The organism is Halobium salinum (assembly GCF_026586625.1).
GTDB classification, from domain to species: Archaea; Halobacteriota; Halobacteria; order Halobacteriales; family Haloferacaceae; genus Halobium; species Halobium salinum.
In genome coordinates this window covers 1,336,603-1,362,328 of the sequence record NZ_JAODIW010000006.1, presented here as the reverse complement: position 1 = coordinate 1,362,328, position 25,726 = coordinate 1,336,603, and the positions used below count along the sequence as shown (strand labels likewise).

21 protein-coding genes and 1 tRNA gene are annotated in these 25,726 nt (G+C 69.2%); 7 read left to right on the top strand and 15 right to left on the bottom strand.

Going from position 1 to position 25,726, the window contains the following annotated elements; all coding sequences use genetic code 11:
• Position 1 precedes the first annotated feature (1 nt).
• Positions 2-1,018 (bottom strand): mevalonate kinase, encoded by a 1,017-nt coding sequence (mvk, locus tag N5095_RS10250; protein ID WP_267622707.1) that lies wholly within the window; start codon positions 1,016-1,018, stop codon positions 2-4.
• Positions 1,019-1,782: 764 nt separating this feature from the next.
• On the opposite strand from mvk, the gene N5095_RS10245 reads away from it, so the two are divergent.
• Entirely contained in the window at positions 1,783-4,560 is a 2,778-nt protein-coding gene (locus N5095_RS10245) for an ATP-dependent helicase (protein ID WP_267622706.1), read from the top strand.
• Positions 4,561-4,673: 113 nt separating this feature from the next.
• Complete coding sequence (locus N5095_RS10240; protein ID WP_267622704.1) at positions 4,674-5,048, top strand: hypothetical protein; 375 nt, start codon at positions 4,674-4,676, stop codon at positions 5,046-5,048.
• A 503-nt stretch (positions 5,049-5,551) separates the two neighbouring features.
• Here N5095_RS10240 and N5095_RS10235 read toward each other — a convergent pair.
• On the bottom strand, positions 5,552-9,619 hold the full coding sequence (locus N5095_RS10235) for a glycoside hydrolase family 97 N-terminal domain-containing protein (protein WP_267622703.1): 4,068 nt from the start codon (positions 9,617-9,619) through the stop codon (positions 5,552-5,554).
• A gap of 239 nt (positions 9,620-9,858) precedes the next feature.
• Here N5095_RS10235 and N5095_RS10230 point away from each other — a divergent pair, with 239 nt between their 5' ends.
• Positions 9,859-10,560, top strand: a complete 702-nt coding sequence (locus N5095_RS10230) for a 3'-5' exonuclease family protein (RefSeq protein ID WP_267622701.1) — start codon at positions 9,859-9,861, stop codon at positions 10,558-10,560.
• Between the two features lies 1 nt (position 10,561).
• On the opposite strand, the gene N5095_RS10225 is transcribed toward N5095_RS10230, so the two are convergent.
• From N5095_RS10225 to N5095_RS10195, 7 genes are all read right to left on the bottom strand, one after another.
• On the bottom strand, positions 10,562-10,945 hold the full coding sequence (locus N5095_RS10225) for a tautomerase (RefSeq protein WP_267622699.1): 384 nt from the start codon (positions 10,943-10,945) through the stop codon (positions 10,562-10,564).
• Positions 10,946-11,091: 146 nt separating this feature from the next.
• On the bottom strand, positions 11,092-11,886 hold the full coding sequence (locus tag N5095_RS10220) for an SDR family NAD(P)-dependent oxidoreductase (protein WP_267622698.1): 795 nt from the start codon (positions 11,884-11,886) through the stop codon (positions 11,092-11,094).
• Between the two features lie 120 nt (positions 11,887-12,006).
• On the bottom strand, positions 12,007-12,492 hold the full coding sequence (locus N5095_RS10215) for a DUF6789 family protein (protein WP_267622697.1): 486 nt from the start codon (positions 12,490-12,492) through the stop codon (positions 12,007-12,009).
• A gap of 57 nt (positions 12,493-12,549) precedes the next feature.
• Positions 12,550-13,077, bottom strand: coding sequence for a DUF6789 family protein (locus tag N5095_RS10210; RefSeq protein ID WP_267622696.1), 528 nt, complete (start codon positions 13,075-13,077; stop codon positions 12,550-12,552).
• Between the two features lie 63 nt (positions 13,078-13,140).
• Positions 13,141-13,869 carry a 7-cyano-7-deazaguanine synthase QueC gene (gene queC / locus N5095_RS10205; protein WP_267622695.1) on the bottom strand — a complete coding sequence of 243 codons (729 nt, stop codon included), beginning with the start codon at positions 13,867-13,869 and terminating at the stop codon, positions 13,141-13,143.
• Positions 13,870-14,014: 145 nt separating this feature from the next.
• Positions 14,015-14,857, bottom strand: coding sequence for a 7-carboxy-7-deazaguanine synthase QueE (locus N5095_RS10200; RefSeq protein ID WP_267622694.1), 843 nt, complete (start codon positions 14,855-14,857; stop codon positions 14,015-14,017).
• Entirely contained in the window at positions 14,857-15,309 is a 453-nt protein-coding gene (locus tag N5095_RS10195) for a 6-pyruvoyl trahydropterin synthase family protein (protein ID WP_267622693.1), read from the bottom strand. The genes N5095_RS10200 and N5095_RS10195 overlap by 1 nt, the downstream gene beginning before the upstream one ends.
• A gap of 150 nt (positions 15,310-15,459) precedes the next feature.
• On the opposite strand from N5095_RS10195, the gene N5095_RS10190 reads away from it, so the two are divergent.
• The gene (locus N5095_RS10190; protein ID WP_267622692.1) at positions 15,460-15,816 is read left to right on the top strand and encodes a response regulator; all 357 of its coding nucleotides are present in this window, start codon (positions 15,460-15,462) and stop codon (positions 15,814-15,816) included.
• Positions 15,813-17,132: a chemotaxis-specific protein-glutamate methyltransferase CheB gene (gene cheB / locus N5095_RS10185; RefSeq protein ID WP_267622691.1), complete on the top strand. Its 1,320-nt coding sequence runs from the start codon at positions 15,813-15,815 to the stop codon at positions 17,130-17,132. Before N5095_RS10190 ends, cheB begins: the two co-directional genes overlap by 4 nt.
• A gap of 38 nt (positions 17,133-17,170) precedes the next feature.
• Here cheB and N5095_RS10180 read toward each other — a convergent pair whose 3' ends face one another.
• The 3 genes from N5095_RS10180 to N5095_RS10170 all read right to left on the bottom strand — a co-directional run bounded on the left by N5095_RS10180 (position 17,171) and on the right by N5095_RS10170 (position 18,537).
• A complete protein-coding gene (locus N5095_RS10180; protein WP_267622690.1) occupies positions 17,171-17,617 on the bottom strand; it encodes an acyl-CoA thioesterase in 447 nt (148 codons plus the stop codon).
• Positions 17,618-17,722: 105 nt separating this feature from the next.
• Positions 17,723-17,989 carry a DUF7999 family protein gene (locus N5095_RS10175; RefSeq protein WP_267622689.1) on the bottom strand — a complete coding sequence of 89 codons (267 nt, stop codon included), beginning with the start codon at positions 17,987-17,989 and terminating at the stop codon, positions 17,723-17,725.
• A 474-nt stretch (positions 17,990-18,463) separates the two neighbouring features.
• Positions 18,464-18,537 (bottom strand) — tRNA-Tyr (locus N5095_RS10170).
• Between the two features lie 125 nt (positions 18,538-18,662).
• On the opposite strand from N5095_RS10170, the gene N5095_RS10165 reads away from it, so the two are divergent.
• Positions 18,663-19,436, top strand: a complete 774-nt coding sequence (locus tag N5095_RS10165; protein WP_267622688.1) for a hypothetical protein — start codon at positions 18,663-18,665, stop codon at positions 19,434-19,436.
• A 135-nt stretch (positions 19,437-19,571) separates the two neighbouring features.
• On the opposite strand, the gene N5095_RS10160 is transcribed toward N5095_RS10165, so the two are convergent.
• On the bottom strand, positions 19,572-20,549 hold the full coding sequence (locus N5095_RS10160) for an AIR synthase family protein (RefSeq protein ID WP_267623033.1): 978 nt from the start codon (positions 20,547-20,549) through the stop codon (positions 19,572-19,574).
• A gap of 123 nt (positions 20,550-20,672) precedes the next feature.
• Here N5095_RS10160 and N5095_RS10155 point away from each other — a divergent pair, with 123 nt between their 5' ends.
• Positions 20,673-20,822, top strand: a complete 150-nt coding sequence (locus N5095_RS10155; protein ID WP_267622687.1) for a hypothetical protein — start codon at positions 20,673-20,675, stop codon at positions 20,820-20,822.
• 32 nt (positions 20,823-20,854) lie between these two features.
• Here N5095_RS10155 and gghA read toward each other — a convergent pair whose 3' ends face one another.
• On the bottom strand, positions 20,855-23,341 hold the full coding sequence (gghA, locus tag N5095_RS10150; protein ID WP_267623032.1) for a glucosylglycerol hydrolase: 2,487 nt from the start codon (positions 23,339-23,341) through the stop codon (positions 20,855-20,857).
• 139 nt (positions 23,342-23,480) lie between these two features.
• The gene (locus N5095_RS10145) at positions 23,481-25,673 is read right to left on the bottom strand and encodes an alpha-amylase family glycosyl hydrolase (protein WP_267622686.1); all 2,193 of its coding nucleotides are present in this window, start codon (positions 25,671-25,673) and stop codon (positions 23,481-23,483) included.
• Positions 25,674-25,726: the final 53 nt, after the last annotated feature.

Sequence of the window (25,726 nt, the reverse complement as noted above, 5' to 3'; positions counted from 1 at the left end):
CCTACGGTGCCTCCACCCGGACGCCCTCCTCGGCGAGTTCGGCCCGGAAGGCGTCTTCACAGCCGGGAGTGAACTTCAGCGCCGTCTCGGTCTCCTCGGTCGGGTCGAGCGCGACGATACAGCCCCCGCCGCCGGCGCCGGTGAGCTTCGCGCCGTGGGCCTCCGCCGTCCGCGCGGCCCACACCATCGCGTCCAGCGAGCGCGAGGAGACGCCCAGGGCTTCGAGCAGGCCGTGGTTGAAGTCCATCAGCCCGCCGAGTTCGGCGAGCAGGTCGGCGCTCGCCGGCTCGTCCGGGTCGGCGTCGGCGAGGAGAGCCTCCCCTTCGCGGACGAGGTCGCCGATGGTTCTCACGGTGTCGGCGGCGAATCCGTACTCCTCGCGGAGTTCGCGCACGCCAGCCACCAGTTCGCCGGTGTCGCCCGCGCCGCCGTCGAAGCCGACGACGAGCGGGAGCGAGGGAGTGTCGATGGGGTCGCAGTCGTCGCCTTCGACTCGCACTGCGCCGCCCATCGCCGAGCAGAAGGTGTCGGCGCGGGAAGCCTGTCCTTCCTGCACCTCGTGTTCGGCGCGGTAGGCCCGGTCGGCGAGTTCGCGGTCGTCCAAGGGTTCGCCGCAGGCGCGGGTCGCGGCGTCGATGCCGGCGACGACGACGGCGGCGGAGGAGCCCAACCCGGCGCCGAGGGGGATGTCGCTCTCGACGGTGATGTCGAACCCCTTCTCGGGGGCGTCGAGCGCGTCGCGGGCCTGTGCGACTGCTTCGTCGACGTACCCCACCGCGGCCTCGACGAGGGGGGTCGGGACGTCGACGTCGGGACGCTCGCCGGTCGAGCCGGCGTACTCGACGGTGAACCCGTTGAGCGAGAGGTCGCGGGCCTCGACGCGGATGCGGTCGTCGTCGCGCGGTTCGACGGCGACGGTCGCCCGGCGCTCGATGGCACAGGGGACGGCGGGCTCCCCGTAGACGACGGCGTGCTCCCCGAAGAGGTAGACCTTGCCCGGGGCGCTGCAGACGGTCATTGTTCTATCCTATCGAGGAGACGGCGGGCGCTTAAGGGTACTGTACTGGGTGTTCTGATTCTTCGGCGTTCACGACGGAGTTGATGGCTTCCACGTCGCCGGAATCGCTGTACCGAAGAAGACCCACGAAAGCCCCCGCACGCTCGGCGGTTCTGTCTCGCTGCGCGCCTCGGTCGCTTCGCTCCCTGCGGTGCTTACTTCGGCAGAACCGCCGACCGCACGGCCCCTTTCGGAGCCCCACCCGACAGCAACCCCCCTCGTCCTCCCCAACCGCTTCCTTCGCTCACTTCGTTCGCTCAGTCAGCCCTCGCACGGGTGCGGCAGCCAACGCGAGACTCGCTTTGCTCGCCTCGCTGGCTCCCGTTTCGCCTTCGGCTCACGGGAACCACGGAGGGGCTGCCGGCGCGCGCCGACGCGACCCCCGTGTCGCGTCGGATTCGCGTGAGGGACCACGGCCGCGCTCCGTCGCGGCCGCTCGGAGGTTGGGGAGGCGTGAGGCTGTGCGGTGTGGTGGGCGGGGCTCCGAAAGGGGCCGGTCGCTGGTCGAAGCACGGCGACGTAAGCACCGCAGGGAGTGAACGAAGTGAGCGACCGAGGCGCGCAACGAGCCGCGCGAGGCCAGCGGCCGGGGGCTTTCGAGGGTCGTCTCCGACTCCGTCTCAACTGCCCCCGAGCTAGCTTCAGTCACGCCGAACCCACATCACCCTGAATACACGGACACAACCGACTTACGCACGGAATCCTACGACACCAACAGATACGTGATGAACGGACGGGAGCTGTTGGTCGACGCCGCCTCGGACCCCGACACCGACTTCGACTTCGACCCCGAGACGGTCGCCATCGACGACGAACCCGTCCTCGACCTGCTCGAACCCGCCACGCGGGAGTGGTGGGTCGACGAGTTCGGCGAGTACGTCGGCGGCAACGACGGCTTCTTTACCCCCCCGCAGCGCGAGGCCATTCCCCTCATCCACGAGGGGCAGAACGCGCTCGTCTGTGCGCCCACCGGCTCCGGCAAGACGCTGGCCTCCTTCACCGCCATCATCAACGAACTGTTCCGCCGGGACAGGGAACAGGAGGAGGGCCTCGACAACGCCGTCTACTGCCTCTACGTCTCCCCGCTGAAGTCCCTCGCCAACGACATCCACCGGAACCTGACGGTGCCCCTCGAAGGCATCTCCGAGCGCATGGCCGAGCGCGGCGTCGACACCGAGATTCGCCACGCCATCCGCCACGGCGACACCGCCTCCAGCGAGCGCCAGAAGATGCTTTCGACGACGCCACACATCCTCAACACGACGCCGGAGACGCTCGCCATCCTGCTCAACTCCCCGAAGTTCAAGGAGAAACTGCGCTCGGTGGAGTACGTCGTCGTCGACGAGATACACAGCCTCGCCGAGAACAAGCGCGGCACGCACCTCTCGGTGTCGCTCGAACGCCTCGAAGCGATGGCCGACGGCTCCCCGACCCGCATCGGCTGCTCGGCGACGGTCGAACCCCTCACGACCGTGGCGGAGTACCTCGTCGGCCGCGACGAGCGCGGCGACCCGCGAGAGTACGACATCGTCGACACGCGGTTCGTCCGGGACCTCGACGTGCGCCTCGAGTGCCCGACGGACGACCTCATCGGTACCCCGAGAGGGGAGGTGCAGGAGGAGTTCTACGACGGCCTCCACGAACAGATTCAGAATCACACGAACACGCTCGTGTTCACCAACACTCGCTCGGGCGCCGAGCGCGTCCTGCACAACCTCCGGGAGAATCATCCGGACGTCTACGACGAGTCGAACTCGGGCTGTCACCACGGCTCCCTGTCGAAGGAGCGCAGACAGGAGGTCGAGAGCCAACTCAAGGCGGGCGACCTCGACGTGGTCACGACCTCCACCTCGCTCGAACTCGGCATCGACATGCCCCACATCGACCTCGTCGTGCAGGTCGGCTCCCCGAAGTCCGTCGCCTCCCTCCTCCAGCGCGTCGGCCGCGCGGGCCACCAGCTCGGCCAGACCGTCGAGGGCCGCGTGGTGGCGCTCGACCGCGACGAACTCGTCGAGTGCGCGGTGATGCTCAAGAAGGCCACCGAAGGGTTCGTCGACCGCGTGTTCGTCCCCGAGAACGCCTACGACGTGGCCGCCCAGCAGGTGTACGGGATGGCCATCAACGCGATTCGACCCGAGTCCGAAGTCAGAGACATCCTCTCTCGGGCGTACCCCTACCGGAACTTCGACGACACCGACTTCGAGCGCCTCTTCTCGTACCTCACCGCCGACTACGAGGGGTTGGAGGAGAAGAACGTCTACGCGAAGATATGGCGCGACACCAACGACCCCCCTGACGGTGAGTTCCACTACGAGGAGTTCCCGGTCGGGGAACCCCTCGTCGGCAAGCGCGGCCGGATGGCCCGCGTCATCTACATGACGAACATCGGCACCATCCCGGACTCGTTCACCTGCGACGTCTACATCCGGGGGGAGAAGTCCTGGGTCGGTAACTTAGACGAGAACTACCTCGACACGCTCGAAAAGGGCGACGTGTTCGTCCTCGGGGGAGACAACTTCGAGTTCCGGTACCGGAGGGGGTCGAAGGTGTACGTCGACCGCACCGCGTCGCGCCCGACGGTCCCCTCGTGGTTCTCCGAGCGCCTCCCGCTCTCGTACGACCTCGGCCGCGAGATACTCGCGTTCCAGGGTGACCTCCTCGACCGCCTCGAATCGGGCGGCCAACCGGCAGTCCGCGACTGGCTCCGCGGGTTCCCGCTCGACGAGAACTCCGTCCGCGCCGTCTCCCGGACCTTCGACGAACAGGTCCGCTACACGGGTCTCGATTCGGTCTCCACCGACGGGCGACTCGCCGTCGAGGAGGAGTTGAACCGCGAGGAGTACCGCCGGCACTTCTACGTCCACTCGAACTACGGCCGGCGGTTCAACGACGGCCTCTCCCGACTCGTCGCGTACCACTGCGCCCGACAGGCGAACACGAACGTCCAGGTCGCCGTCGCCGACAACGGGTTCTCGGTGTCGATGCCGCTCAACAGGAAAGTCGACGTGGCGGGCGTCCTCCGGAGCCTCGACCCCGAACAGGTGAGCGCGGACCTCCGCTCCGCCCTCGGCGGCACCGACCTCCTCAAACGCTACTTCCGCATCAACGCGACGCGGTCGCTGATGATTCTCAAACGCTACAAGGGGTACGAGAAGTCCGCCGCCGAACAGCAGGTGTCCAGCGAGATGCTGCTCTCCTTCGCCGAGGGGCTCGACTCCTTCGCCGTGATGGAGGAGACCTACCGCGAGATTCTGGAGGACAAACTGAACGTCGCGGGTATCCGCGAGGTGCTCGAGGCCGTCGGCGACGGCGAAATCGAAGTCGTCCACCGCGAGGTCGACTCGCCCTCCCCCCGAGCGTTCGGCCTCGCCACGCTGATGGCGAGCGACGTGGTGCTCGCCGAGGACGAGTCGGCGGCCCTGCAGGAGTTCCACGCCCGCGTCGTGGCGGAAATCGGCGACGACGAGGAGGGTGAGGACCGGGCGTTCGCGAACGCGGAGTGAGCGGGTTCGGTTCGACGGGCGGCAGTCTGCCGCCCTCGGTCGAATCGGCGAGGACCGCCTCTCGGCACCTCCCGAGTCGGCACACTCAAGGGACGCTCCGGATACGGTGGGTCGTGAGACGCCCCACGTCGGACACGCTGCCCGCCCTCGGCGGGTGTGGGCTGTATCTCGCCGGTCTACCGCTCGGTGCGTCGATATGGGGCCGGGGGAACCTCATCTACCCGTTCCTGGCGCTCGCGATGGGACTGTCGCTCCTCGGCGTCGTACCCGCGATTCGGCTTCTGCCGGCCGCCCCTTCGAGCGAGCGGGCCGCCCGCGGACTGCTGGCCGTCTCGGGGGGGACTCTGGCCACGAACGGGCTGTATCTGGCCGGCGCGGCGCTTCTCGGGGGCGGCGAGTTGGCGCCGCTGGCTCTCTGGGGCGGCGTTCTCGTCGCCGCGGTCGGTGGTGCCGTTCTCGGATACCATCGAACCAGACCCGAACTGTGACGACGGCGACGGCTCCGAGGGGACGAATCGGCCGAGTGTCGGCGTCGTCGCCGGTCCCGTCCCGTCGAAGCAGTAGGTTCAGCCGGTACCCACACCCCCGGCGGACTCGGAGCCTGCGACGGCTCGCGGTCGATGCGGACGCGAGGTCCATGTGTTCCGACTCGGTCGGGTTACCGGCTCACGTCGACTGTCCCCTCCCGCGGGGAGTGGGAGTCGAGCGACGGACCGCTGATTGGGGTCGTAGTGCTTCGCTCCGTCACGAAGGTCGTCAACCCGTTCGGCGTCGGCGTCGCCGTGGTGATGCTGTTCGGGCAGTTCCTCGCGGTCGGACTGGAGCCACAGTTTGCTACCTGGGAGGTACTGACGGCGGCGTCGCTCCTTTCCGTTTCGAGTCGGGTGTCCGGCGACGTCGCCGAGAGCCATAGAGCGGCCGCACCGCCGGAACCCGACGACCGCCCTTCGACTCGACCGGACACGGTCGGACGGCCCTGCTCCCGCTCAGTTCAGTTCCCGTCGAGCGGGACGAACGGCAGCGAGGCGAGCGCCTCGGCGTCGTAGGCGAGCGCCGCCGACTGGCTCACGTCCTCGGGCGTGGCGAGGTCCATGATTCGCGGGGCGTTACCCACCGCACCGGCCTTCGCACCGCCGAAGACGAACCCGGACGCCTCGACGTCGACCGCGCGGAGGCCGCCGAAGTCCTCGGACTGGACCATCGGAATCGCTTCGAGGGCGGTCGTCTCGACGTCGCCGAAGGCGCTCCGGTCGAAGGTGAGGGTGACGGTTCCGGCCTCGGTGTCGGCGGCGACCCGCGGCGTCACGCGGTTCCCCTCGTCGTCGGTCACGGCGCCGCCGGCACTGTTCACGAGGTCGACGTTGAAGCCGTCGACGCGCAGACGGTAGTGCCACGGCTTCTCGAAGGTGACGTTCGCACCGAGGTCGTCGAGGCTCTCGGTCGACCCGCCGGCCTTCGTCGGGTCGCGGACCCAGACGACGAACATGTGCGGCGAGAAGCCGTTGGTACCGCCGAAGGTGTTGTAGAGGGTGTCCACTTCGAGGGTGAACTGGAGCAGCGACGCCGTCTCCTTGACCTCGGTCGACCGCAGGTCGAACGCGCCGGGTCGGAACGCCCCGTCCGTCGGGTACGTGTACTCGCCGGGGCCGAAGTCGTCACCCGCCGGGTCGGACAGGGTGGCGACGGTCGCCGGCGGGGTGATGGTCACCGTTCGACTGGCGAGCGTCCCGCCGCTCGCGCGTCGGACGGCCACCCGGTACTCGCCGGGCGAGTCGATGGCGAAGTCGAACTCGACGGTCACGTCGTCAGCGTTCGGCGGCAGGCGGACGTTCTGCTCCGCCTCGACTTCGCCGTCGACGAGGATTTCGACGTCGGTGCCGCCGACGAAGTCGCTGTCGTTCGACCCGGTCGCGGTCACGAACGGCTCCTGGACGAACGCCTCGCCGTCGATGTCCACGTCGAACTCCTGTGTCGGCCGCTCGTACTCGGGGAGGTCGTCGACCTCGCCCGACTCGGGCGGCCGGATGCGGACGGCGGTCCCGCCGCCCCGGACCATCGACGCCAGCAGCGTCGTCGAGGGGTCCACGACCGCCTCGTCGATGCGCACGTCGGTGAGGTTCCGCTCGCTCGCCCCGTCGAGACCGTCGGAGTAGATTTCGGCGACGTACTTCGGCCCGCTCGGGACGCGTCCGTCCGACGGCCCGGCGTCCTCGGGTGGCCCGGCCCGTTCGGGCCGTCCAGCGTGTTCTGGCGGCCCACCGTCCGACGGCGGCCCGGCGTCGCCGTTCGCCCCGGACTTCCCTCTCGGCTTGCGGTTCCCCTCGGGCGTCCCGTTGCCGTTCCCCGTGGGCGTTCCGTTGCGCTTCCCAGGGGAGTCGGGCGGCCCCTGCCCCTCGCCGGGTCGGTCGTCGCCGCCACGGTCGGGTGCGAGGAAGTCGAGGGGTACGTCGAGCGCCCGCCCGAACTCGTCGGTCATCGCGCCGACGAACCACTCGTCGTCCTTCCGGCGGGCGGTGACGACGTAGTCGCCGATGGCGGCCGAGAGGACGCTGGTGTCGTCCCAGCCGCCGGCCGGAACGTCGCTGATGAACGCGAACTCCGGTTCGGCGTCGAAGTTCTCGTTCTCGGGGGTGTACCCCTCGTACGCCGCGGGTACCGGGGACGGCTCGCCCGTCTCGGTGACGGCGACCGTGTTGACGTTCAGCCCGCCCACGTCGCCGGTGAACTCGCCCTCGTCGTCGTAGTCGAGTTCGATGGCGACCTCGTTGTCGCCGGCGTCGAGCGTCACGGACGTGGTGTACACCTGCCAGTCGTCCCAGTAGGACGTGAACTCGGGCGCCACCGTCCGCGTCTCGTCGTTCACGCGGAGCGTGAACTCCGGTCCGCCGGCCTCGACGACGCGCGGCGAGTTCTCCTCCGGGGCGCTCGCGTAACGCAGGTGGAGGTCGTACTCGCCGGCCGCGGGCACGTCCCGAACGGTGTAGGAGACCGACGACCCGGACGCCACGCGGTTCGGGTCGACGGGGACGTAGTGAGCACCGAAGGCGTTGCGCCACACGTCCGCGGTGATGAACCCGTCCAACTCGCCGGCCTGCGCCTGGAGACACTGGCCCACCTCGAACTCGGGGCTGATGTACGCCTCCAGTCGGTCGGCGGCCATCTGGATGCCGGCGAAGTAGTTCGGGTACATCGCCAACTGCTTCGCGCGGGTGGTCACGATGCGCCCGCCCGTCGAGTCGTTGAACGTGATGTCGAAGATGCCCGGCTGGTAGCTCATCGGACCCGCGAGCATCCGGGTGAACGGGAGGGTGACGTGGTGGTCGAAGTCGACGTCGGACCCCAGCGCGCCGAACCCGTCGTACTCCTGTGCCTTGACGACCTCGGCGGCCGCCAGGCTGGGGTACTGCCGACGCCTGCCCGTCGGCTTCACCGCCTCGTGGCGTTCGAGGAGCTGTCTGTTCGCGGTGGCCTCCTTCGTCACCAACTCGTGGTGGTTGACCGCGAGCTGGCTGTGCTGGTTGGTGTCGGGAGCGACGTCGCCCCGGACGTTGAGCCCCTGGTTCGAGACGTACCCGTTCTTGATGGAGCGGATGTGGTTCTCTTCGTACCCCTCGAAGATGTCGTCCTCGAGTATCTGCTCCTCGTAGTTGACGGCGTTGCCGGCCGTCTCGTTGTGGATGGTCATCTCGACCGGGGTGTCGAGGGACTGCCCGTAGTCCGTCACCGCCGGCACGTCGAAGTCCGGCGTGGAGCCGTCGACGGAGAAGTCGAATCCGGACCCGTCTCCCGGGTAGGTGTCCCACCCCTCGTTCCACCCCTCCACGAGCACGGAGTCGATGTTCTGCTGGCTCGCGAAGCTCATGTACCGCTTCATCCGCTCGGTCTTCGCGCCGTGGATGTACTGCGCCGGGTTGCCGCCGGCCGCGCGGACCTCCGCGTCCGTCTTGTACTCCCAGTTGGCGCTGCCCGCAATCATCAGCCACCAGATGCCAAGATACTTCTTCGGCTGCGCCCAGTCGGTCGAGGGTTCGCCGCCGACCGTCGGCAGGACGGACGTGTCGAGGTCGTCGTTGAGCAGCGGGAGCAGCGACGACTCCACAAGGTCGCCGGGGTCGCGACCGAGCTGAATCGTCCGCCACGGCGTCACGTGCGGCGCCCTCGCCGACACCTTCGTCCCGTCGGGAAGCGGCGCGAGCGTCGCCGAGAACGTCGTGCTCCCCGCCGACTGCGGCGACAGCGAGAGCGTCGCGTAGTCGACCAGGTCCGCCTCGTGGACGCTGAGATAGGCGTCCTCCGCGGCTCTCATCGTCAGCGGCGTGTGAGCACCCTCCTTCGTCGGCGTCCCGCTCGGAATCTGGGGTTCGGTCCCCGACGGAATCTCGCTCAGGGGGGTCTCCTGGTACTCCGCCTCGAACCGGCCCGGCTCCCCGTCGGGCTGTGCGAACCGGTTCTCTATCCACCAACTCGTGTAGTCGCCGGCGAAGTCGAACTCGGTGTTCTCGGACGTGACGACGAACCGGTCGTCGCTCGCCCCGAAGTCCTCGGTGAACCAGAACCGGAAGCCGAGACCGTCGTCGAAGACTCGGAGTTCGAGCGTCCCGCGGCGCCCGGGCGAGGCCGTCTCCTCGAGCCCGAGGCGGAGGTACGAGTAGTCCTCGGAGACGCGGTCGTACTGGTCCCACACCGGCGTCCAGCGCTCGGTCTCCACCCCGCTCTCGCTGCCGGTGACCCCGACGGGCGCTACGGTCCCGGACCCGGCGGTGGCGCCGAAGGCGGGTTGTCGACGGAAGTCGAATCCCAGCGCGGACGACCGTACCAGGGTTCGCCCGTCGAAGGTGAGGTCGTAGCTCGGGCGGCCGTCGGAGACGTCGACCGTCACCGCGACTGTCCCGTCGGGGGAGGTGACGGTCCGTGTCGGCGCGTCCTCGTCGTTCACGACGACCGACGCGTCCTCCGCGGATACGTCCCGAGAGAACGCCGCCGCCGCGAGCACCCCCGAGAGGCCACCGAGGAAGCCGCGACGACTCTGCTTCAGGAATGGTTCGTCATTGCGTGCCATTACGTGAGCACTTGAAGAAGCATTACATTAAACTTCATGGTTGTTCTCAGCATTCATCCACACACCGTCGAGGGCGCGACACGCTCCGGCGGAGACGAGGCGGCGTCCCGGCGCCACCGCGTCGGCAGTCGAGTCGGCGCCCGCGCCGGGCCGATCCCCCGCGTCGAACCCGTCCTCGGCGTCGAGTTCGGTGCCGCGGACCGCGAAGGTTCAAGTCACTCCGCCGACTCCCGACGGTCGTGTCCGGCACGCTCGCAGTCGACATCGAGACGGTCAGTCCCGGCCGCGAACCGCGGGGCGAGCAGTTCCGCGACTCGACGTTCTTCGAGTTACTCGCGGTCGGCCTCGGCCACCGACCCGCGCCCGGAGAGCCCGTCGAGACGACCGTCCGCTTCCGCGAGGACGACACCCCCGAGTCGGAACTCGCGCTCCTCGACGCGGTCTGTGACTGGGCGGAGAAACGCGACCCCGACTCCCTCCTCACCTACAACGGCACCGGGTTCGACTTCCTCCACCTCCCCGGTCGCGCCGACCTCGCAGGTGAGGAAGTCGGCGACGCCGGCCCCGGCGACCGCCTCGACGCGCTCCTCGCGCTCCCGCACGACGACCTGATGGACGACGTGCGCGAGGCGTGGGGCCACAGGCTGAAACTGGGCGACGCCTGCGCGGAGCTGGGAATCGACTGTCCGGAGACGCTGTGGGCCGACTACGAGACGGGACTCGACCCCGAGACATGGCGCTTCGGTCGGGCGCGCGGGGCGGCGTTCGTCACGAACTCCGACGTGCCGCAGGTGGGCGAGCGCTACCTCGCGCTGGCGAGCGTCGACGCCCGCGAGACGCTCACGTTCCGGGAACTCCACGGACTGCTCGAACACTACACCGTCGCTGACATCGAACCGCTGTACGAACTGGCTGACCGGCGGCCGTTCGCGGTCGAGTAGCTCAGTCTTCGTTCTCGGGTTCCCACTCGCCGCCGACCCGGTCGTACCCCATCATCTCGTCGCCGTCGTGCTCGGTGAAAGTGACCGTCATGTTCGGCTCGGGCACCTTCCAGCGGGCCTTCGCGGCGTCCATGACGGCGCGGGCGAACTCGCGGCGCCGGTCGGTGGGGCGCCCCCGCCGAACGTGGGCGTCGAGGAGGAGAATCGGCCCCGGCTCCGCCCGCCCCAGGTGGAGTTCCGCGTCTTCGCGGGCGCGGATGCTCACCACCACGTCCTCGCTCGTCGTCTCGAACAGCTCGGTGTACAACTCCGTCACCTCGTTCGCGAACGACCGCTTCTCGCCGGCCGTCATCGCAACCGACGTGTCGAACTGGAGGAGAGGCATGGTCGGGGGTCGACGCTCCGGACACGTGAATCCTGTCCCGGGGTCCGCGTCGCCTTCTCACCTCGTCGACCGAGTGGGTTCCACAGCGACCGGTGCGGGCGCGGGCCGGGAGAAGCTGTCGTCGAACGGAGAACGTCGGTCGGCGGCTACCCTTCCACTCGGCCGAGGCTCACGCCGTCCTCGGTCACGAAGCGTGCGGTCCCCCGCTCGACGAGGGAGGGGAACCGGTCCATGACCGCCATCCCGAGTCTGGTGGACCAGTCGGCCGCGACCACCGGCCCGGTGGATTCGATTTTCGCCGCCAGCTTCCGACCGACTTCGGCGGGCTCCTTGACCGCGTACGACGGGTAGCCGAGGCGGGCCGCGGAGCGGGTGTTCGTCGCCGGCGGGTACATCAGCGTGACCGAAATCGGCTCGTGGCGCAGTTCCAGCCGGAGCGACCGAACGAGCGCCTCTATCGCGGCCTTCGAGGAGGCGTACCCCGACAGCCCCGGGTGACCGGTGGAGCCGACGCCGGAGGACACGCAGTGGACGATGCCGCCGCCCTGCTTCCGCATCTGGGGGAGGACGGCTCGAATGGCGCGGAGGTAGCCGAAGTAGTTCACCTCGAACTCGCGTCTGGTGTCGTCCAGGCTCCGGTCCTCGACGGAGCCGAAGCTGAACACCGCGGCGTTGTTGAGGAGCACGTCGATACGACCCCACTCCGCGACCACGGCGTCGACCGCGCTCTGTACGTCTCCGTCGACCGTCACGTCACAGCGGTGGTAGCGCGCGTGGTCGGGGTAGGCGTCTTCGAGCGCCTCGAACCCCTCACCGTCGACGTCGAACCCGGCGACGCGGTACCCTCGTTCGAGCAACGCCGCCGACGTGTGGTAGCCGATGCCCTCGTTCGCGCCGGTGACGACGACGACGCGCCCCTTCCCGGAAGTTCCTCGCTTCATCGGCGGGCGTATACGCTCGCTGTAGCAATTAGGCTGTTGACACAAACGGGAGGGAAGAGCCAGGTTCGGCGGGAAGGGACGGTGAGCCGGGCGTGGTTCGGAACCGAAGTCGTCCGACAGTCAGATTTCGTACACCGGAATCGTCGCCATCCGGCCGTAGATGTAGCCGAGGACGGCGCCGTAGACGACGTGGGCGACGAAGGTCAGCGCGAGGTACAGCGCGAGCGCCGTCCCGGTCTGTCCGGAGTAGAACGCGATGGCGAACCCGGTCCAGACGATGACCGCGTGGACGACACCGCGCCGCGGGAGCGTCTCTCCGGGGAAAAACAGCGCCCACGCGACGAAGAGGAGCGGGAGCGTGGTCGCGCCGCCACCGAGGAAGATGAGCGCGCCCAGCGGGAAACTGGAGCCGAGGCCGACGATTTGGGCGAGGCCGGCGAACGCCGAGGGCTCCAGCGCGCCGAGCGCCCAGGCGAGCAGGAGGACGGGCGACATGGCGAGCATGCCGAGCAGACCCGCGAAGCCGGCGATGACCGCCCGCCCGACCGCGGAGGACTCCTTGCGGTCCGCGTCGAGGAGGGCCGATTGGAAGGTGGAGAGGTCCATACTCCAGTGTCGTCGGGAACTCCCATAGCCGCGGCGGCCTACCAGTAAGGTGGTCGGTCAGAGGTTCGCGGGGATGACCGCGAACTGGCCGTAGACGTAACCGAGGACGGCGCCGTACACCCAGTGAGCCACGAGCGTCAGAGCGAGGTAGACGAAGAGGAGCGTCCCCTGTTGGCCGGAGTAGAACGCCAACGCGAATCCGGTCCAGACGATGGTGGCGTACACCATTCCGCGGACGGCGAGGGTCCGGCCCGGGAGGAAGCCGGCCCACGCGAGGAAGACGAGCGCCAGCGGAATCGCCCCGCCGCCCAAGAAGATGAACGCGCCGACGGGGAGACTCGGCCCGAGGCCGACGAGGGTCGACAGCCCGGTGAACGCCACCGGGTCGAGTGCGCCGGCCCGCCACGCGAGCACGAACAGCGGAGCCATCGCGACCGTCGCGACGGCGCCGGCGCCGACCGCGATGGCGACTTCGCGAACGCCGTACTGCTCGACAGTCTCGAACGTTGCCGCCGTCTCCGACGGCTCGAACGAGTCTTCCACGTCGGCGACCCCAGGGACGACGCTCTCGGGTTCGGATGCCATGGGGTACGTTAGCGTCCTTCAGAGATATAGTTCGCTGCCGGTGATGGCGTCGGTCGCGGCGTCTCAGTCGACGTACGTCGGGCGTTCGGCGTACTCGATGGGGTCGCGGACGCCGACGGACTGGAACGCCTCCAGCCGGTAGGCACAGGAGTCACAGGTGCCACAGGCGGGCGCCTCGTCGCGGTAACAGCTCCAGGTGTGCTCGAAGGGGACCGACAGCGAGACGCCGCGCTCGACGATGTCGCGCTTCGCGTCCTCCACGAACGGCACCTCGATTCCGATTCCCGTCTCCGGCTTCGTCCCCTCGTCGACGACGCGCTCGAACGCCTCGAAGAACTCGGGGCGACAGTCGGGGTAGCCGGCGTAATCCTCGCTGTGGGCGCCGACGAAGACGGCGTCGGCGCCCTGCGCCTCGGCGTAGGAGACGGCCATCGACAGCAGGTTGGCGTTACGAAACGGGACGTACGTGTCCGGAATCTCGTCGCTCTCCGTGTCCGCATCTTCGACTTCGATGCCGTCGTCGGTGAGCGCGGAGGCGCCGATGTCGGCGAGGTGGCCGGTCTCGACGTGGAGGAAGTCGCGCACGTCGAGTTCCGCCGCCAGCCGCCGGGCGCACTCGTACTCCTTCGTCTCCGTGCGCTGGCCGTAGGAGGTGTGCAGGACGTAGAGGTCGTACCCCCTATCGGCGGCCTCGTAGGCGGTCGTCGCGCTGTCCATCCCGCCGGAGAGGAGGACGACGGCCGTCTTCGGTTCCGTCTCGTCGGTGGTGTCGTGGTCGGTGTGTTCGGTCATGGTTTTGCGGTTGTGATGGGGTCGCACCGCGAGGGCCGAAGGCCCGAGCGGACTCGGAACCCTCCCGTTGGTCGGGTTCCGGAGCTTTGGTCCAGGTTTTGCCAGCGAGGGCGCTTCGCGCCGCGAACGCAGCAAAACGCGGGTCTCAGGTGTTCGGCGCGTCGTTCCAGAGGTCGACGTGCAGGCGCGGCGTGTAGCGGTAGCCGTGTTCGAGGGCGAGGTCGGCGACGACCCGCCGGGTCGACTCCAACTCCTCGCGCGTCTGGCCCTCGGGCATCAGGAGCACGTCGGTGTCTCGCACCTCGGCGGTCGCCGCCTCGCGCACGTCGGCGACGAGCGACTCGATTTCGGGGAGGTCGTCGGGGCCGGTGACGACGAACTTCAACTGGGTCTCGTAGCGGTCGACGAGCGTCGCCAGCGCGTCGAGGTCGAGCCGGCGGGCCTCGTGACGTTCGGCCCACGTCTCGGCGTCGACGTTCTCGGCTCCGTCGCCACCATCGCCGCCGCCGGAGGGCGGCCGCTCGGGACCCGGCGTCGACGACGCCAGCTTCGGGCTGACGCTCGCGAGGTCGACGGGGACGGGACCGTCGTCGTCCTCGGGCAGAATCGTCCCGTTGGTCTCGACGGTGACGTGGTACCCTCGGTCGTCGAGCTCGCGCAGGAGCGTCGTGCTCGCGTCGTGAATCAACGGTTCGCCGCCGGTGAACACGACGTGGTTCGGGCCGCGAGCGTCGATTTCGTCGAGAATTTCGTCGACCCCGTACCACGCGCCGGTGGGTTCCCAGGACGTGTGATAGGAGTCACAGAACCAGCAGCGGAGGTTACAGCCGCTGGTGCGGACGAAGGTAGAGGGGACGCCGGCGAGGGTCCCTTCACCCTGGAGCGAGGTGAACAGCTCGTTGATGGGGAGGGCGGGCCCCTCGGGTCGCGACCCGGCGTCGTCGTCCGCTCCGGTTCGCTGGCCGTCGACCGACGAGGAGACCGGCATCAGTTGGTGCAGAGCTCGCTCGTCTCGCGCACGGAGACGGACACCTCGTGAACGGTGTCGGGCAGGGTGTCGGCGAGCTTCCGTTCGAGGACGACGGCCATCACCTCGGCCGTCGGCGGCGCGTCGAGGACGACCAGGGCGTCGCCGTCGCCGCTCGCCTCGAACGCCTCGACGAGAGGGTCGCCGCGTTCGAGCAGGAAACGGTGGTCCCACTCGTCGACGACCGCCGTCACGTCGCCCTTGTCGACGACCCACCCCTCCTCGGTGAGGTCGCCGACGACCGTCACGTCGACCTCGTAGTTGTGCCCGTGCGGGCGGCTACATTTCCCGTCGTGGTGTTGCAGCCGGTGGCCCGCACTGATGCGCAGCGGCCGGTCCCGACCCACGTGGAGGGTCCGCGACCCGACGTCGGCGAGGAGCGGTCGTTCCTCCTCGGATATGCTCTGGCTCATACTGAGGGATTATCGAGTCGGCACTTAGGTATGTCGGGCTCGCTGTCGGAGACGACTCTCCGGCGGGACAGTTTCCGCGCGGCCCCAATTCTCAACTCGAAATAATTTCGGGCGAGCTTTTATGTTTGGCCACTGCGGAGCTACGCGGAAATGCCGGCACGTGTCCTGATCGTCGACGACTCCGCGTTCATGCGCTCGCATCTCCGGCAGATTCTCGAAGTGGAGTACGAGGTCGTCGCGGAGGCCGAGACCGGCGAGGGAGCGGTGACGGCGTACGCCGAGCACGACCCGGACGTGGTGACGATGGACATCGTCATGCCCGAGGTGGACGGCATCGAGGCGACGCTCCGCATCAGGGACGCCGACCCGGAGGCGTGTGTCGTGATGTGTACGAGCGTCAGTCAGGCCGAGAAGATGCGTGCGGCCGTCGACGCCGGCGCCGCCAGCTACGTCACCAAACCGTTCGACGGCCCGGAGGTGCTCGACGCCGTGGGAGAGGTGGTGTGAGGGTTCTGGTCGTCGACGACTCGGGGTTCATGCGGACGCTCGTCCGCGAGGCGCTCGAAGAGGCCGGCCACGAGACACTGGAAGCCGAAGACGGACGCGACGCGCTCCGGACGGTGCTCCGGGCCGAACCGGACGCCGTCACGATGGACGTGGAGATGCCCCGGATGAACGGGCTGGAGGCCGTTCGAGCGATCATGTCGAGCCGGCCGACGCCGATTCTGATGCTCTCTTCGCACACCGAGCGGGGCGCGTCGGTCACCCTCGACGCCCTCTCGGCCGGGGCCGTCGACTTCCTCCCGAAGCCCGACGACGCGACCGCCCGGGAGGCCCTGGACGAACGGCTCGCCGCCAAGATTTCGGCCGTCGCGTCCGCCGACGTCTCGGTCGTCGGTGGAGGAGACGTCGGCGGGGTGGACGGGACCGGCGGCTTCGAGTTCGGACAGGGCACCGACGGGACGGGCGACACCGACGAGAGGGGTGGCGCCGCCGTGGCGGGTGACGCCGCCGTGACGAGCGGCGTCGACGTCGACGACGGAGGACCGGTCGACGGCGACGACCCGGCGGGCACCGACTCGACGACGGACACCGATTCGACGGCCGTCCGGGAGGCCGGCGCGGGCGACGTCGCCGCGGCGGTCTCGGCGGTCGAGTCGGGCGCAACTCCGGCGAGGCCGGGGACTTCAGGCGGCGCTCCCGCCCCGACACCCGCGGCGAGCGAGCGGTCGGTGCCGACGGTCGTGGTCGGCGCCGGCACCGGCGGCCCTCGGGTACTCGCGCGACTGCTGTACGACCTCCCGCACGGGCTCGACGCCCGACTCCTCGTCGTCCAGCAGATGCCGGCGGGGTTCACCGCCGGGTTGGCGGAGCGACTGGACGACGTGTCGGCCTACGACGTTCGTGAAGCGCAGGCCGGCGCGAGCGTCGGGCCGGGGGAGGCGGTGCTCGCGCGCGGTGGCGAACACCTCGTCGTCGCCGCCGACGCGGGCGGTCGACTCGCGGCCGACCCGACCGACGACCCGCCGGTCGCGGACGCCCGACCCGCCGTCGACGTGACGATGTCGAGTGCGGCCTCGGTCGTCGACGGGCCGCTCGTCGGCGTGCTCTGCACCGGGATGGGAACCGACGGGACCCGCGGACTGCGTGCGGTCTCCGAGGCCGGCGGCGCGACGGTCGCACAGGACGAAGCAAGTTCGACGCTGTCGGAGATGCCGACGGCGGCCGTCGAGGCCGGACACGTCGACGCCGTCGCCCCGGCGGCGGAGCTCGCGACGGCGGTCGAACGCGCGGTGGTAGCGCTCGCCGCCGACGAGCGGTGACCGGCGTGGGGTAGCGCGGGTTGCCGTGAGTATCGTCGCTACTGGGGCTGTCGAGACTCCTCGGTCGTCTTCAGCCGGTCGCCTTCGAACTCACGAATCAGCTCGCGCCACTCGTCGGGAACCGGCCGAGGTCGACCGTCGTCGCCGACGACGACCTGCGTCGTCTCGGCGGTCGCGGCCACCTGGTCGCCGTCGCGGACCGCGTAGCACATCCGGAGGCTGGAACGACCCATCGAGGCGACCCACACCGTGACGCGGAGGTCCGACTCGACCGTCAGCGAGCGCTCGTAGTCGACTTCGAGGCTCGCGACGACGTTGTCGAGGTCGTCGACCCCGAGGCCCACGACCTCCCGGAAGTAGTCGACGCGCGCCTGTTCGAGGTAGGTGACGTAGACGGCGTTGTTGACGTGGCCCATCTCGTCCACGTCGCGGTACCGGACGTCGAGGTCGGCGACGAAGGTGTCGTCCGAGTCGGGAACGTTCATCGGCCGATTCGGCGCGGCCCGACGGGTAAAGCCCCCCGGTTCCCGTCCGCGGTCGGCGTACTCGTTCCCCGTTCCGGCGCCGTCCGCCTGCTCCGTCCGCGCTGGCTACCGACCGCTCGCCCGCCGAGGCTCGGGTGCGCCGACGCGCCAGACGTTCGCCCGACCCTCGATGGGCGTCATGAGTACCCGGAGGGCCGACCCCTGTGGGAGCGCCGCGAGCGTGCGCTCGACTCGGTCGGTGTCGTACTCGACGATGTGTCGTGTCGAATGCTGGTCTGCGACCTCGACGGTCATCGACCGGTGGTCGTTCATCGGGCGAACGACCTTCGCGACGACGGTCCCCTCCTCGGAACGGACGCTGGATTCCGGCATGGGGAACGACTCGACGGGCAGACACTTAATATCTCGTGTCATTCATTATATTCGGACAGTTTCGACACACTTCGGTCGCTCGCCCGTTACGGCCTGCTGAACTGAAACGGCTCGGTGGATTTCGTGCCGCACGGCTCACTCGCTCCGCTCGTTCGCGTAGTCTACTGGAGAAGTCCGGGTTCCACGATTTGAACTCGTCGAGACGGTCCGACTCACTCCCTTCGGTCGTTCGTCGGCTGCGGCTCGCCTGCCCAAATCGGCCCACGTCTGATTCTGCGGTGGACGGCTCGGTCGCTTCGCTCCCTCGCGTGGTCCACTGCAAAAGTCCGGGTTCCCCGATTTGAACGGAGTCAGACGTTCCTGCTCGCTTCGCTGCGCGGGCTGCGACTGACAGGCTCAAATCGGCTCACAGAGGCTTCACAGTCGCCGCTGGCTCGGTCGCTACGCTCCCTCGCATAGCGGCGACAGAATCAGTCCGGGTTCCCCGATTTGAACGGGGGACAAGCCGATCTACAGTCGGCTGCTCTGCCAGGCTGAGCTAAACCCGGTACAGTACAACGTAGTCCCCGGTTCGGACTTAAAAATTCCCATTCGGTGACGGGGTGGGAGACGGAACCACGCCTCCCTCGGTCGCTCCACAGCGGTTTTCCCCGGGGACGCCGACGGGCGAGCTATGGGCGAGGACCGACAGGCCACGTTCGGCACCGACGGGGAGGTACGCGCCGACACGCCGCCGGAGGCGGCCGGGACCGACGACTTCGGCGAGGAGAAGGGCGCCGACGCGACCGACGGCGGCTACAACCGCTACGTCGTCTCGAGTCTGCTCCAGAAGGCCGTCCGCCGCTCCGACGAGGAGATAGCCGCGTGGGCGGCCTGGGAGCTGGCGCGCTCCGGCTACGGCTGGAACCTCTGGGAGCGGCTCAACCTCTTCGTCGTCGAGGACCTCCGCGCCGGCGAGGACGCCGCCCTGACGGTCGCCCGTTACGAGGAACTCGCCGACGAGTGGGGCGAGGAGTCCTGGCGCGGCCGCCTCTGTGCGATTCACGCCGCGCTGGCCTGCGCCCGCGCCCGCTCCTCGCGGGAGGCGGCCAACGCCGACGAGTACTTCCGCCGTGTCGCGGAGGGTCGCGCCGAGGCGAAGGCGGCGGGCGAGGAGCCGGCTCACGACTTCCCCGTCGGCGACCTCGAACCGGGCGGCCCCTACGACGTCATCTTCGATACGCACACCGCCGAGGGGAAGCGCCTCGGCCGCGACACCGAGTTCTTCAAGCGGTTCGGCGCCCGCGTCGGCCCCGAGGGAGAAGACGACCGGAGCGCCCGCTGGCAGCGACTCGCGATGCTCCTCGCCGACGAGGAGTACACCCAGGAGGAAATCGACCACGCGGTGGAGCCCGTCTCGGAAGACAGCCGCTGGGACGACCCCGAGGAGCCGACCGACCGACGCTGAGCGGGACCGGTCGCCCGACGCTCGCCGAACGGCCGGCACGGGTGGGGGTCCGGAAGGGCCGGCTTCCGTAGTGTTCTCTAGCGGGACTCGACCAGCGAGCGGTACGGTTCTCCCCGTGCGGTCACTTCCGGATACTCACTCCCAAAGCGCGTACATGCCGTCCTCGACCGCTTCCGCGCGCAACTCCCCGTCGAGGAGGACACCCGGTCCGTCCCCTCCGGCCACCGCTTCGACCCGCCCAACCTCCGCCGCCTCGATTCCTTCGCGCTCCAAGGCCGAGAGCGCCTCGTCGGCTTCGGCCTCGGGAACCGCCGCGAGCATCGCCCCGGACCCGAGCACCGAGAGCGGGTCGAGGCTCATCGCGTCACAACAGTCCCGGGTCTCCTCGCGGACGGGCACCGCCTCGCGCGCGATGTCGAGGACGACGCCCGAGGCGCGGGCGAGTTCGACGGCCCCGCCGAGTACGCCGCCCTCGGTCGGATCGTGCATCGCGGTCGCGACCGCCGAGAGCACGACAGACTCGGGGAGGACGCTCAGGTCGTCGAAGTACCCTTCCGCGCGGTCGACGACCGCGGCGTCGACACCGGCGTCGAGCAGGTCTCCACGGAAGTCACTCGCCAACACCGCCGTCGCCTCGACGCCGGCGCCCTTCGTCAGGAGGACGCGGTCGCCGGGCTCGGCACCCGAAGTCGGGACGTACCGCTCTGCCGGCCCCATGCAGGTCAACGAGAGGAGCGGGCGCTCCAGCCCGGAGACGGACTCGGTGTGCCCGCCGACGACCGTGATTCCCAGGCGGTCGGCCTCGGCGTCGACCTGCGCCGTAATCGTGTCGAGGCGCTCCGGGTCGAGGTCCGGGAGCAGAATCGTCGAGACGAGCCACTCCGGCATCCCGCCACAGGCGGCCACGTCGTTCGAGGCGACGACGACGCCGAGTTGGCCGATGCGCTCGGCCGCGAGCGAGATGGGGTCGCTGCTGACGACCATCGTTCCCTCGTCGACGCGGACGGCGGCGGCGTCCTCCCCGTACGCCGGTCCGACGAGCAGGTCCTCGTTGGTCGCCCCCGTCCGTGAGAAGACGTATCGGTCGAGGTCCGCGGGCGTGAGTTTGCTCATGGCCCGAGCGTCGGCGCGGCGGTGGTTGTAGGCTTCGCTCTCGGGTCGGAGGCCGACGGATTCTCTGGCGGGGTCGGTGGTCGAGGCCACCGGACTCATCCCGTCCCCCGGCGACGATACGGTGTGAGCTATCGCACGACCGCCGGCTGGTCACTCATCGTCTCCGGAATCGTCACGCTGGCCCTCGTCTATCTCCCCTACGACTCCTTCTACTGGGGAATCGGCTTCATCGTCGTCGGCCTGCTCGTGTTCGTCACGCGGCGAATCGTCTGAAGGAGAGTCGGCGACGGCCGCAGTCGCCCCGCTTACGGCTCGCGCGTCCAGACCACCGCCGTCGCGTTCGTCAGCGTCACCGGGTCGTCGGCGGTCGTCTCTTCCCCGGCTTCTACGTCGAGCGACGGTGCCGCGAGCGCGACGGTCCAGCCGTCCCGTGGGAGGTCCGGCACGTCGAGGCTCTCGGGCGAGACGTCGACCGGGACGCCCTCCATGTTCGCGGCGAACAGCAGCTGCTCGTCCCCGTCGGGCGATTCGCGCAGACCGAAGTAGAGCACCGTCCCGTCGGTCGGATGTCGATACGTGAAGAACTCCGACTCGGAGACGTCCTCGCGGAGCCACGGGCGCTCGTGGCGGAACCGTCGCGTCCGGAGACGGAACGCCGTTCGCTCCTCGTCCTGGTCGTCGGCCCAGTGTGCGAGGTTGGCGAAGTCGTGGACGTCCTGCATCCACGCGTAGGCGAACGCTTCGAGGTCGGTGGCGGTGGGGCCGCCGGTCCCGTCCTCACCCGTGAACGGCGTGTCGAGCGCCGACAGCATCTCGGCCATCGCGTCGAGGTCGTAGTCGGTGGCGTCGACCGCCGCCGAGAGGGCGTTCATGAACGTGCCCAACTGCTCCTCGTCCTCGAAGCCGAGTCCCTTCACGCGCGTGAAGTGCTCGGGGTCGTGGAACTCCTCCGGGCGCAGTTGCCAGTCGACGAAGCTCGACTCGTCGGAGACGACCTTCACGTTCCAGGTCTCGTCGGTGTCGCGGACGAACCCCCACGGGGCGCGGGCGTTGGCGTGGACGAAGTCCATCGGGACGCCGGGCGAGGCGCAGTAGAAGAACATCGCCGCCGCGGCGTTGTCGTACGCCTCGTCGAGGACGTTCGGCAGCGACTCGCCGAGGTAGGGGTTCACCGGCGACTGGTTGAACTCGACGTGGGGGTCGATTTGGGTGCCGCGCCGGATGGTGTCGTGGTTGGCGACGCCGGTGAGCCAGTGACCGCCGAAGTCGAGCACCTCGCGGACGCGCCACCACTTCGTCGCCCAGAACGTCAACAGCGCGGGCGTGTTGTGCGCGAACGTGATGGGCGACCACTGGAACGAGTGGGGGTGTTGCTCGATGAGCGACCGGTAGGTGGCGGCGAGTTCCCAGTCCTCACGGGGCCACGGCCGGCCGTCCTCGAACACCATCCACGGGCGGTACTCGGTGCCGGCGACCTCCTGGGTGACGGCGTCCATCTCCGCGAGGAACGCGTCGTCGTGGACGTTCTCGTCCAGCCCGGGGTCGTAGTAGGTGAAGTCCTGCGCGCCGTCGACGCGGATGCCGTCGGCGCCGAAGTCCATCTTCCGGCGCTGCATCTCGAGCAGCATCGCCCGGACGGTCGGATGCGGGTAGTTGAGGTGCTGGCCGTACATCCCCGGCCCCTCGAAGAACGGGGAGGGGAGGGTGTTCAGCCCGCCGTTGTCGGCGTGACCGAGCGCCACGTCGAAGACGACCCGGATGGGGTCCGGCATCGCGTGGCAGGCGGCGATGAAGTCCACCAGTTCGTCGGGGCGGCCGGTCTCCAGAATCGCGGGGTTCACCGCGGAGAACGCGGAGACGACGATGTCGTACCCCCAGTTTATCATGTCCGGATGGGAGACGGTCACCTCGACGGTCTCGGGGTCGTCGTCTGCAGTCCCCACCGGCGTCGGGTCGTTCGAGCTACTGCTGTCCCCCGCGGGTCGCCAGAAGTCGTGGATGTCGGGGTTCTCCGTGATTGGCTCGACCGGCATCAGCTGGATGCCGTCGTAGCCGACGAAGTTGCGGTCGGCGGGGTCGAGTTCGTCGCCGCGGTGGAGCTTCCCGCCGATGTCCTCGTAGCGTTCCGCCAGCCCCTTCAGCGAGCCCGACTCCGTGGCCGTGCCGGGGTGAATCTCCAGCATGCTGTTCGCCGGAGAGACTCGCGGGAGGCCGTCGTGTTCGGTCGTCTCGACGCGCTCCTCGTCGGTGCCGAGCGTTTCGAAGTAGGCGCGGTCGGGACGCTCGTCGTCCAGCCGCTCCATGTCGTAGAACTCGGCGGGCGCGAACGCGCCGAAGGGCACCGAGTACGCGAGGGGGTCCGGGACGGCGTGCCAGCCGTCGTCGTCCTCGTAGACGAGTTGGTACAGCGAGCCGACCACGTCCCGGGTGCCGGCGCGCATCCCGGCGACGACCCCCCAGTGGAACTCGCCCTTCCGGCGCAGGGGGACGCGCTCGCGCTGGAACTCGGCGGTCGTCTCCTCGGCGGCGAGGTCCACCGGCGTCGTCGAGGTGAGCACCTCGAGGTACACGTCGGTCTCGGGGACGCCGGCCTCGACGAGGTCGGGCGTCCAGAAGCCGACGGCGGCGGCGACTTCGCCGTCCTCCGTCTCGGTGACGTGCGCCCCGAGGCGGGTCGCGAGTTCCTTCGCCGCCTCGAAGTCGTCCTCGTGGGACTCGCGCACGTCGTCGTGCCACGCGAGCAGGTCGGCGGTCTGTTCGTCCAGCAGTCGGCACTCCTGTGTCGTGTCCATGTCTGTGGTCGGGTGGGTGTCCGTGTGGTCCGGTGTCGGCATCGTCGGCGTTGGCGGCGCCGACGGCGTCGGCGTCGGTCGGCATCGGTCGGTGTGCGGTTCGAAGGAGCCGGCGAAGCGGCGGGTGGCGCGAGTCGGCTCAGCCCGTAATCGGCAGGACGGCCACGTCCTCGACGGTCAGTTCGCCGTCACGCAGGACGCTCTCGCCGGAGACGAGGTCCGTCGTGTCGACCTCGGGGCCGGTCTCGAACGTCGCCGGGTCGTCGCCGAAGTTCAGTGCGACGAGGTGGCGGTCCCCCTCGTCGCCCCGAACGAAGCACGTGACGGCGTCCGAGTCGGACTCGTAGTCGACGCGCGCGAAGTCGCCCTCGTACTGGAGCGCCGGCGTCGACCCGCGGGCGTCGATGAGGCGTTCGTAGTGGTTCTGGATGGTCTCGTTCGCCTGGTCCCAGGCCAGCGGGTCGCGCCGGCCGAGTTGGCCGATCTCCTGGCCGCCGTACAGCATCGGGACGCCCGGGAGCGTGAACAGCGCGCCGGCGGAGGCGCGGGCGGCGGGCTCGCCGCACTCGACGACGAAGCGCGTCTCGTCGTGGTTCTCCTGGTACAGCATGAACGCCGCGTGGTCCGGGAAGCCGACCTCGGTGCGCTGTTCGATGGCGTCGAGGATGGCGTCGGCGGGCTGGTTCCCGTTGCCGACCTGCCGGAGCGTGAAGTACAGCGTCGTGTCGAAGTGCATGTCGAACATCCCGTCGTGGAAGTCCGCGATGTACGGGATGGTCTCGTCGAGCAGGAGGAACTCGGGGTCGGTCTCCTTCACCCGCTCGCGCATCTCCTGCCAGAACGACTTGGGGACGGCCCACGCCATGTCACAGCGGAACCCGTCGACGTACTCGGCCCACTTGTCGACCGCCTCGAGGAGGTGCTTGCGGACCCGCAGGTTGTCGAAGTTCCAGTTCGCGATGTACTCCCAGTCGAAGTACGTGCCCGGCTCGCCGCTGTCCTGCCACTCGTACCAGTCGTAGTACTCGGATTTGGGGTTCTTGTAGGCGTCCTGGAAGTACGGGTGGTCGCGCGCCGAGTGGTTGAGCACGAGGTCGAACAGCACCTTCATCCCGCGGTCGTGGGCGGCGGCGACGAACTCCTTGTAGGCCTCGTCGTCGCCGAGGTCCTCCGCGATGGAGAAGAAGTCGACGATGTTGTACCCGTGTGGCGCGTGGTCGTTCTGCAGGACGGGCGTGAGCCAGAGGCAGTCGACGCCGAGGTCGGCGAGGTAGTCGAGTCGCTTCGTCAGCGCCTCGAAGGTGTTCTCGGCCTCGTCGTCGTCGGAGGCGTAGCCGCGGACGTAAATCTCGTACAGCGTCACCGACTTCGCCCACTCGGGCGGGTCGTTGAGGCGGACGCTCTTGAGGTCGCCGCGTACCTCGCGCTCGGCGGTCGCGCCGCTCTCGGCGCCGTCGTCGGCGACGACGCCGCCGTCGGTCCGCGTTGCTTCCCTCCCTGCTCCCGACTCGCTCCGCTCGTCGGGACCGCCGTCGGTCCGCGGACTCCGTCCGCTCCTCGACGAGGTCCCGTTCGCGCCGCTCACGGGACCGCCGTCGGTCCTAAAATCCGAACCCCCGTCCGTGGCGAACCCCTCGCTCCCCTCGGCGTCGTCGGGTTCGATGGAGATGGCGTCGGGCACCGAGTACGAGTCGTCGATGGCGACGGCGTGGACCCGCACCCGCCCGCGGAGGTTCTTGTAGGGGATGCGCAGTTCGCGGTCGCCCTTCTGTACGTCGCCCTCGCTCACGTCGTCGCGGTCGTCGAGGAGGAACTCGACGCCGATGTCGTCGGGGTCGGTCGACGCGTTCGGGTTCGGCTTCACGTGCGCCTCGACGACGACGGCGTCGTCCTCGAACCGGGCGTGGAGCTGGATGCGCGGTCGGCCGCCGCCCTGGCCCTCGCGGCTGGCACCGAGCGTGCCGCTCCCCGAGCCGCTGACGCCGGAGAGCCCCGACATCCCGGAGACGCCCGAAACGCCCGAGACGCCGGACATCCCGGAGAAGCCGCTCATCCCGGAGACGCCGCCGGCGCCGGCGACCGGGCTCATCTCGCCGGGGAACACCCGAATCGTCAACTCGTGGAGCCCGTCGGGGGCGTCGAGCTCGACGGTGTAGCTCCCGGCCTCGTCGGGGGTGAAGTCGATTACGTTCTCGGTCCCGAGCGAGACGCGACTCGCGACGGGGGCGCTCTTGATTCGCCAGCTGTACGTCGCCTCGGGGTCGGGGTCCCGCGGCGCCAGTTCGACGGACTCGCCCGCGGCCATGAACCGCGGCGGGCCTGGGTGGTGCATAGAGGTAGCATTCCGCCCCACGACTTTGACTTTTCTCATTCGGCGACTTTTTA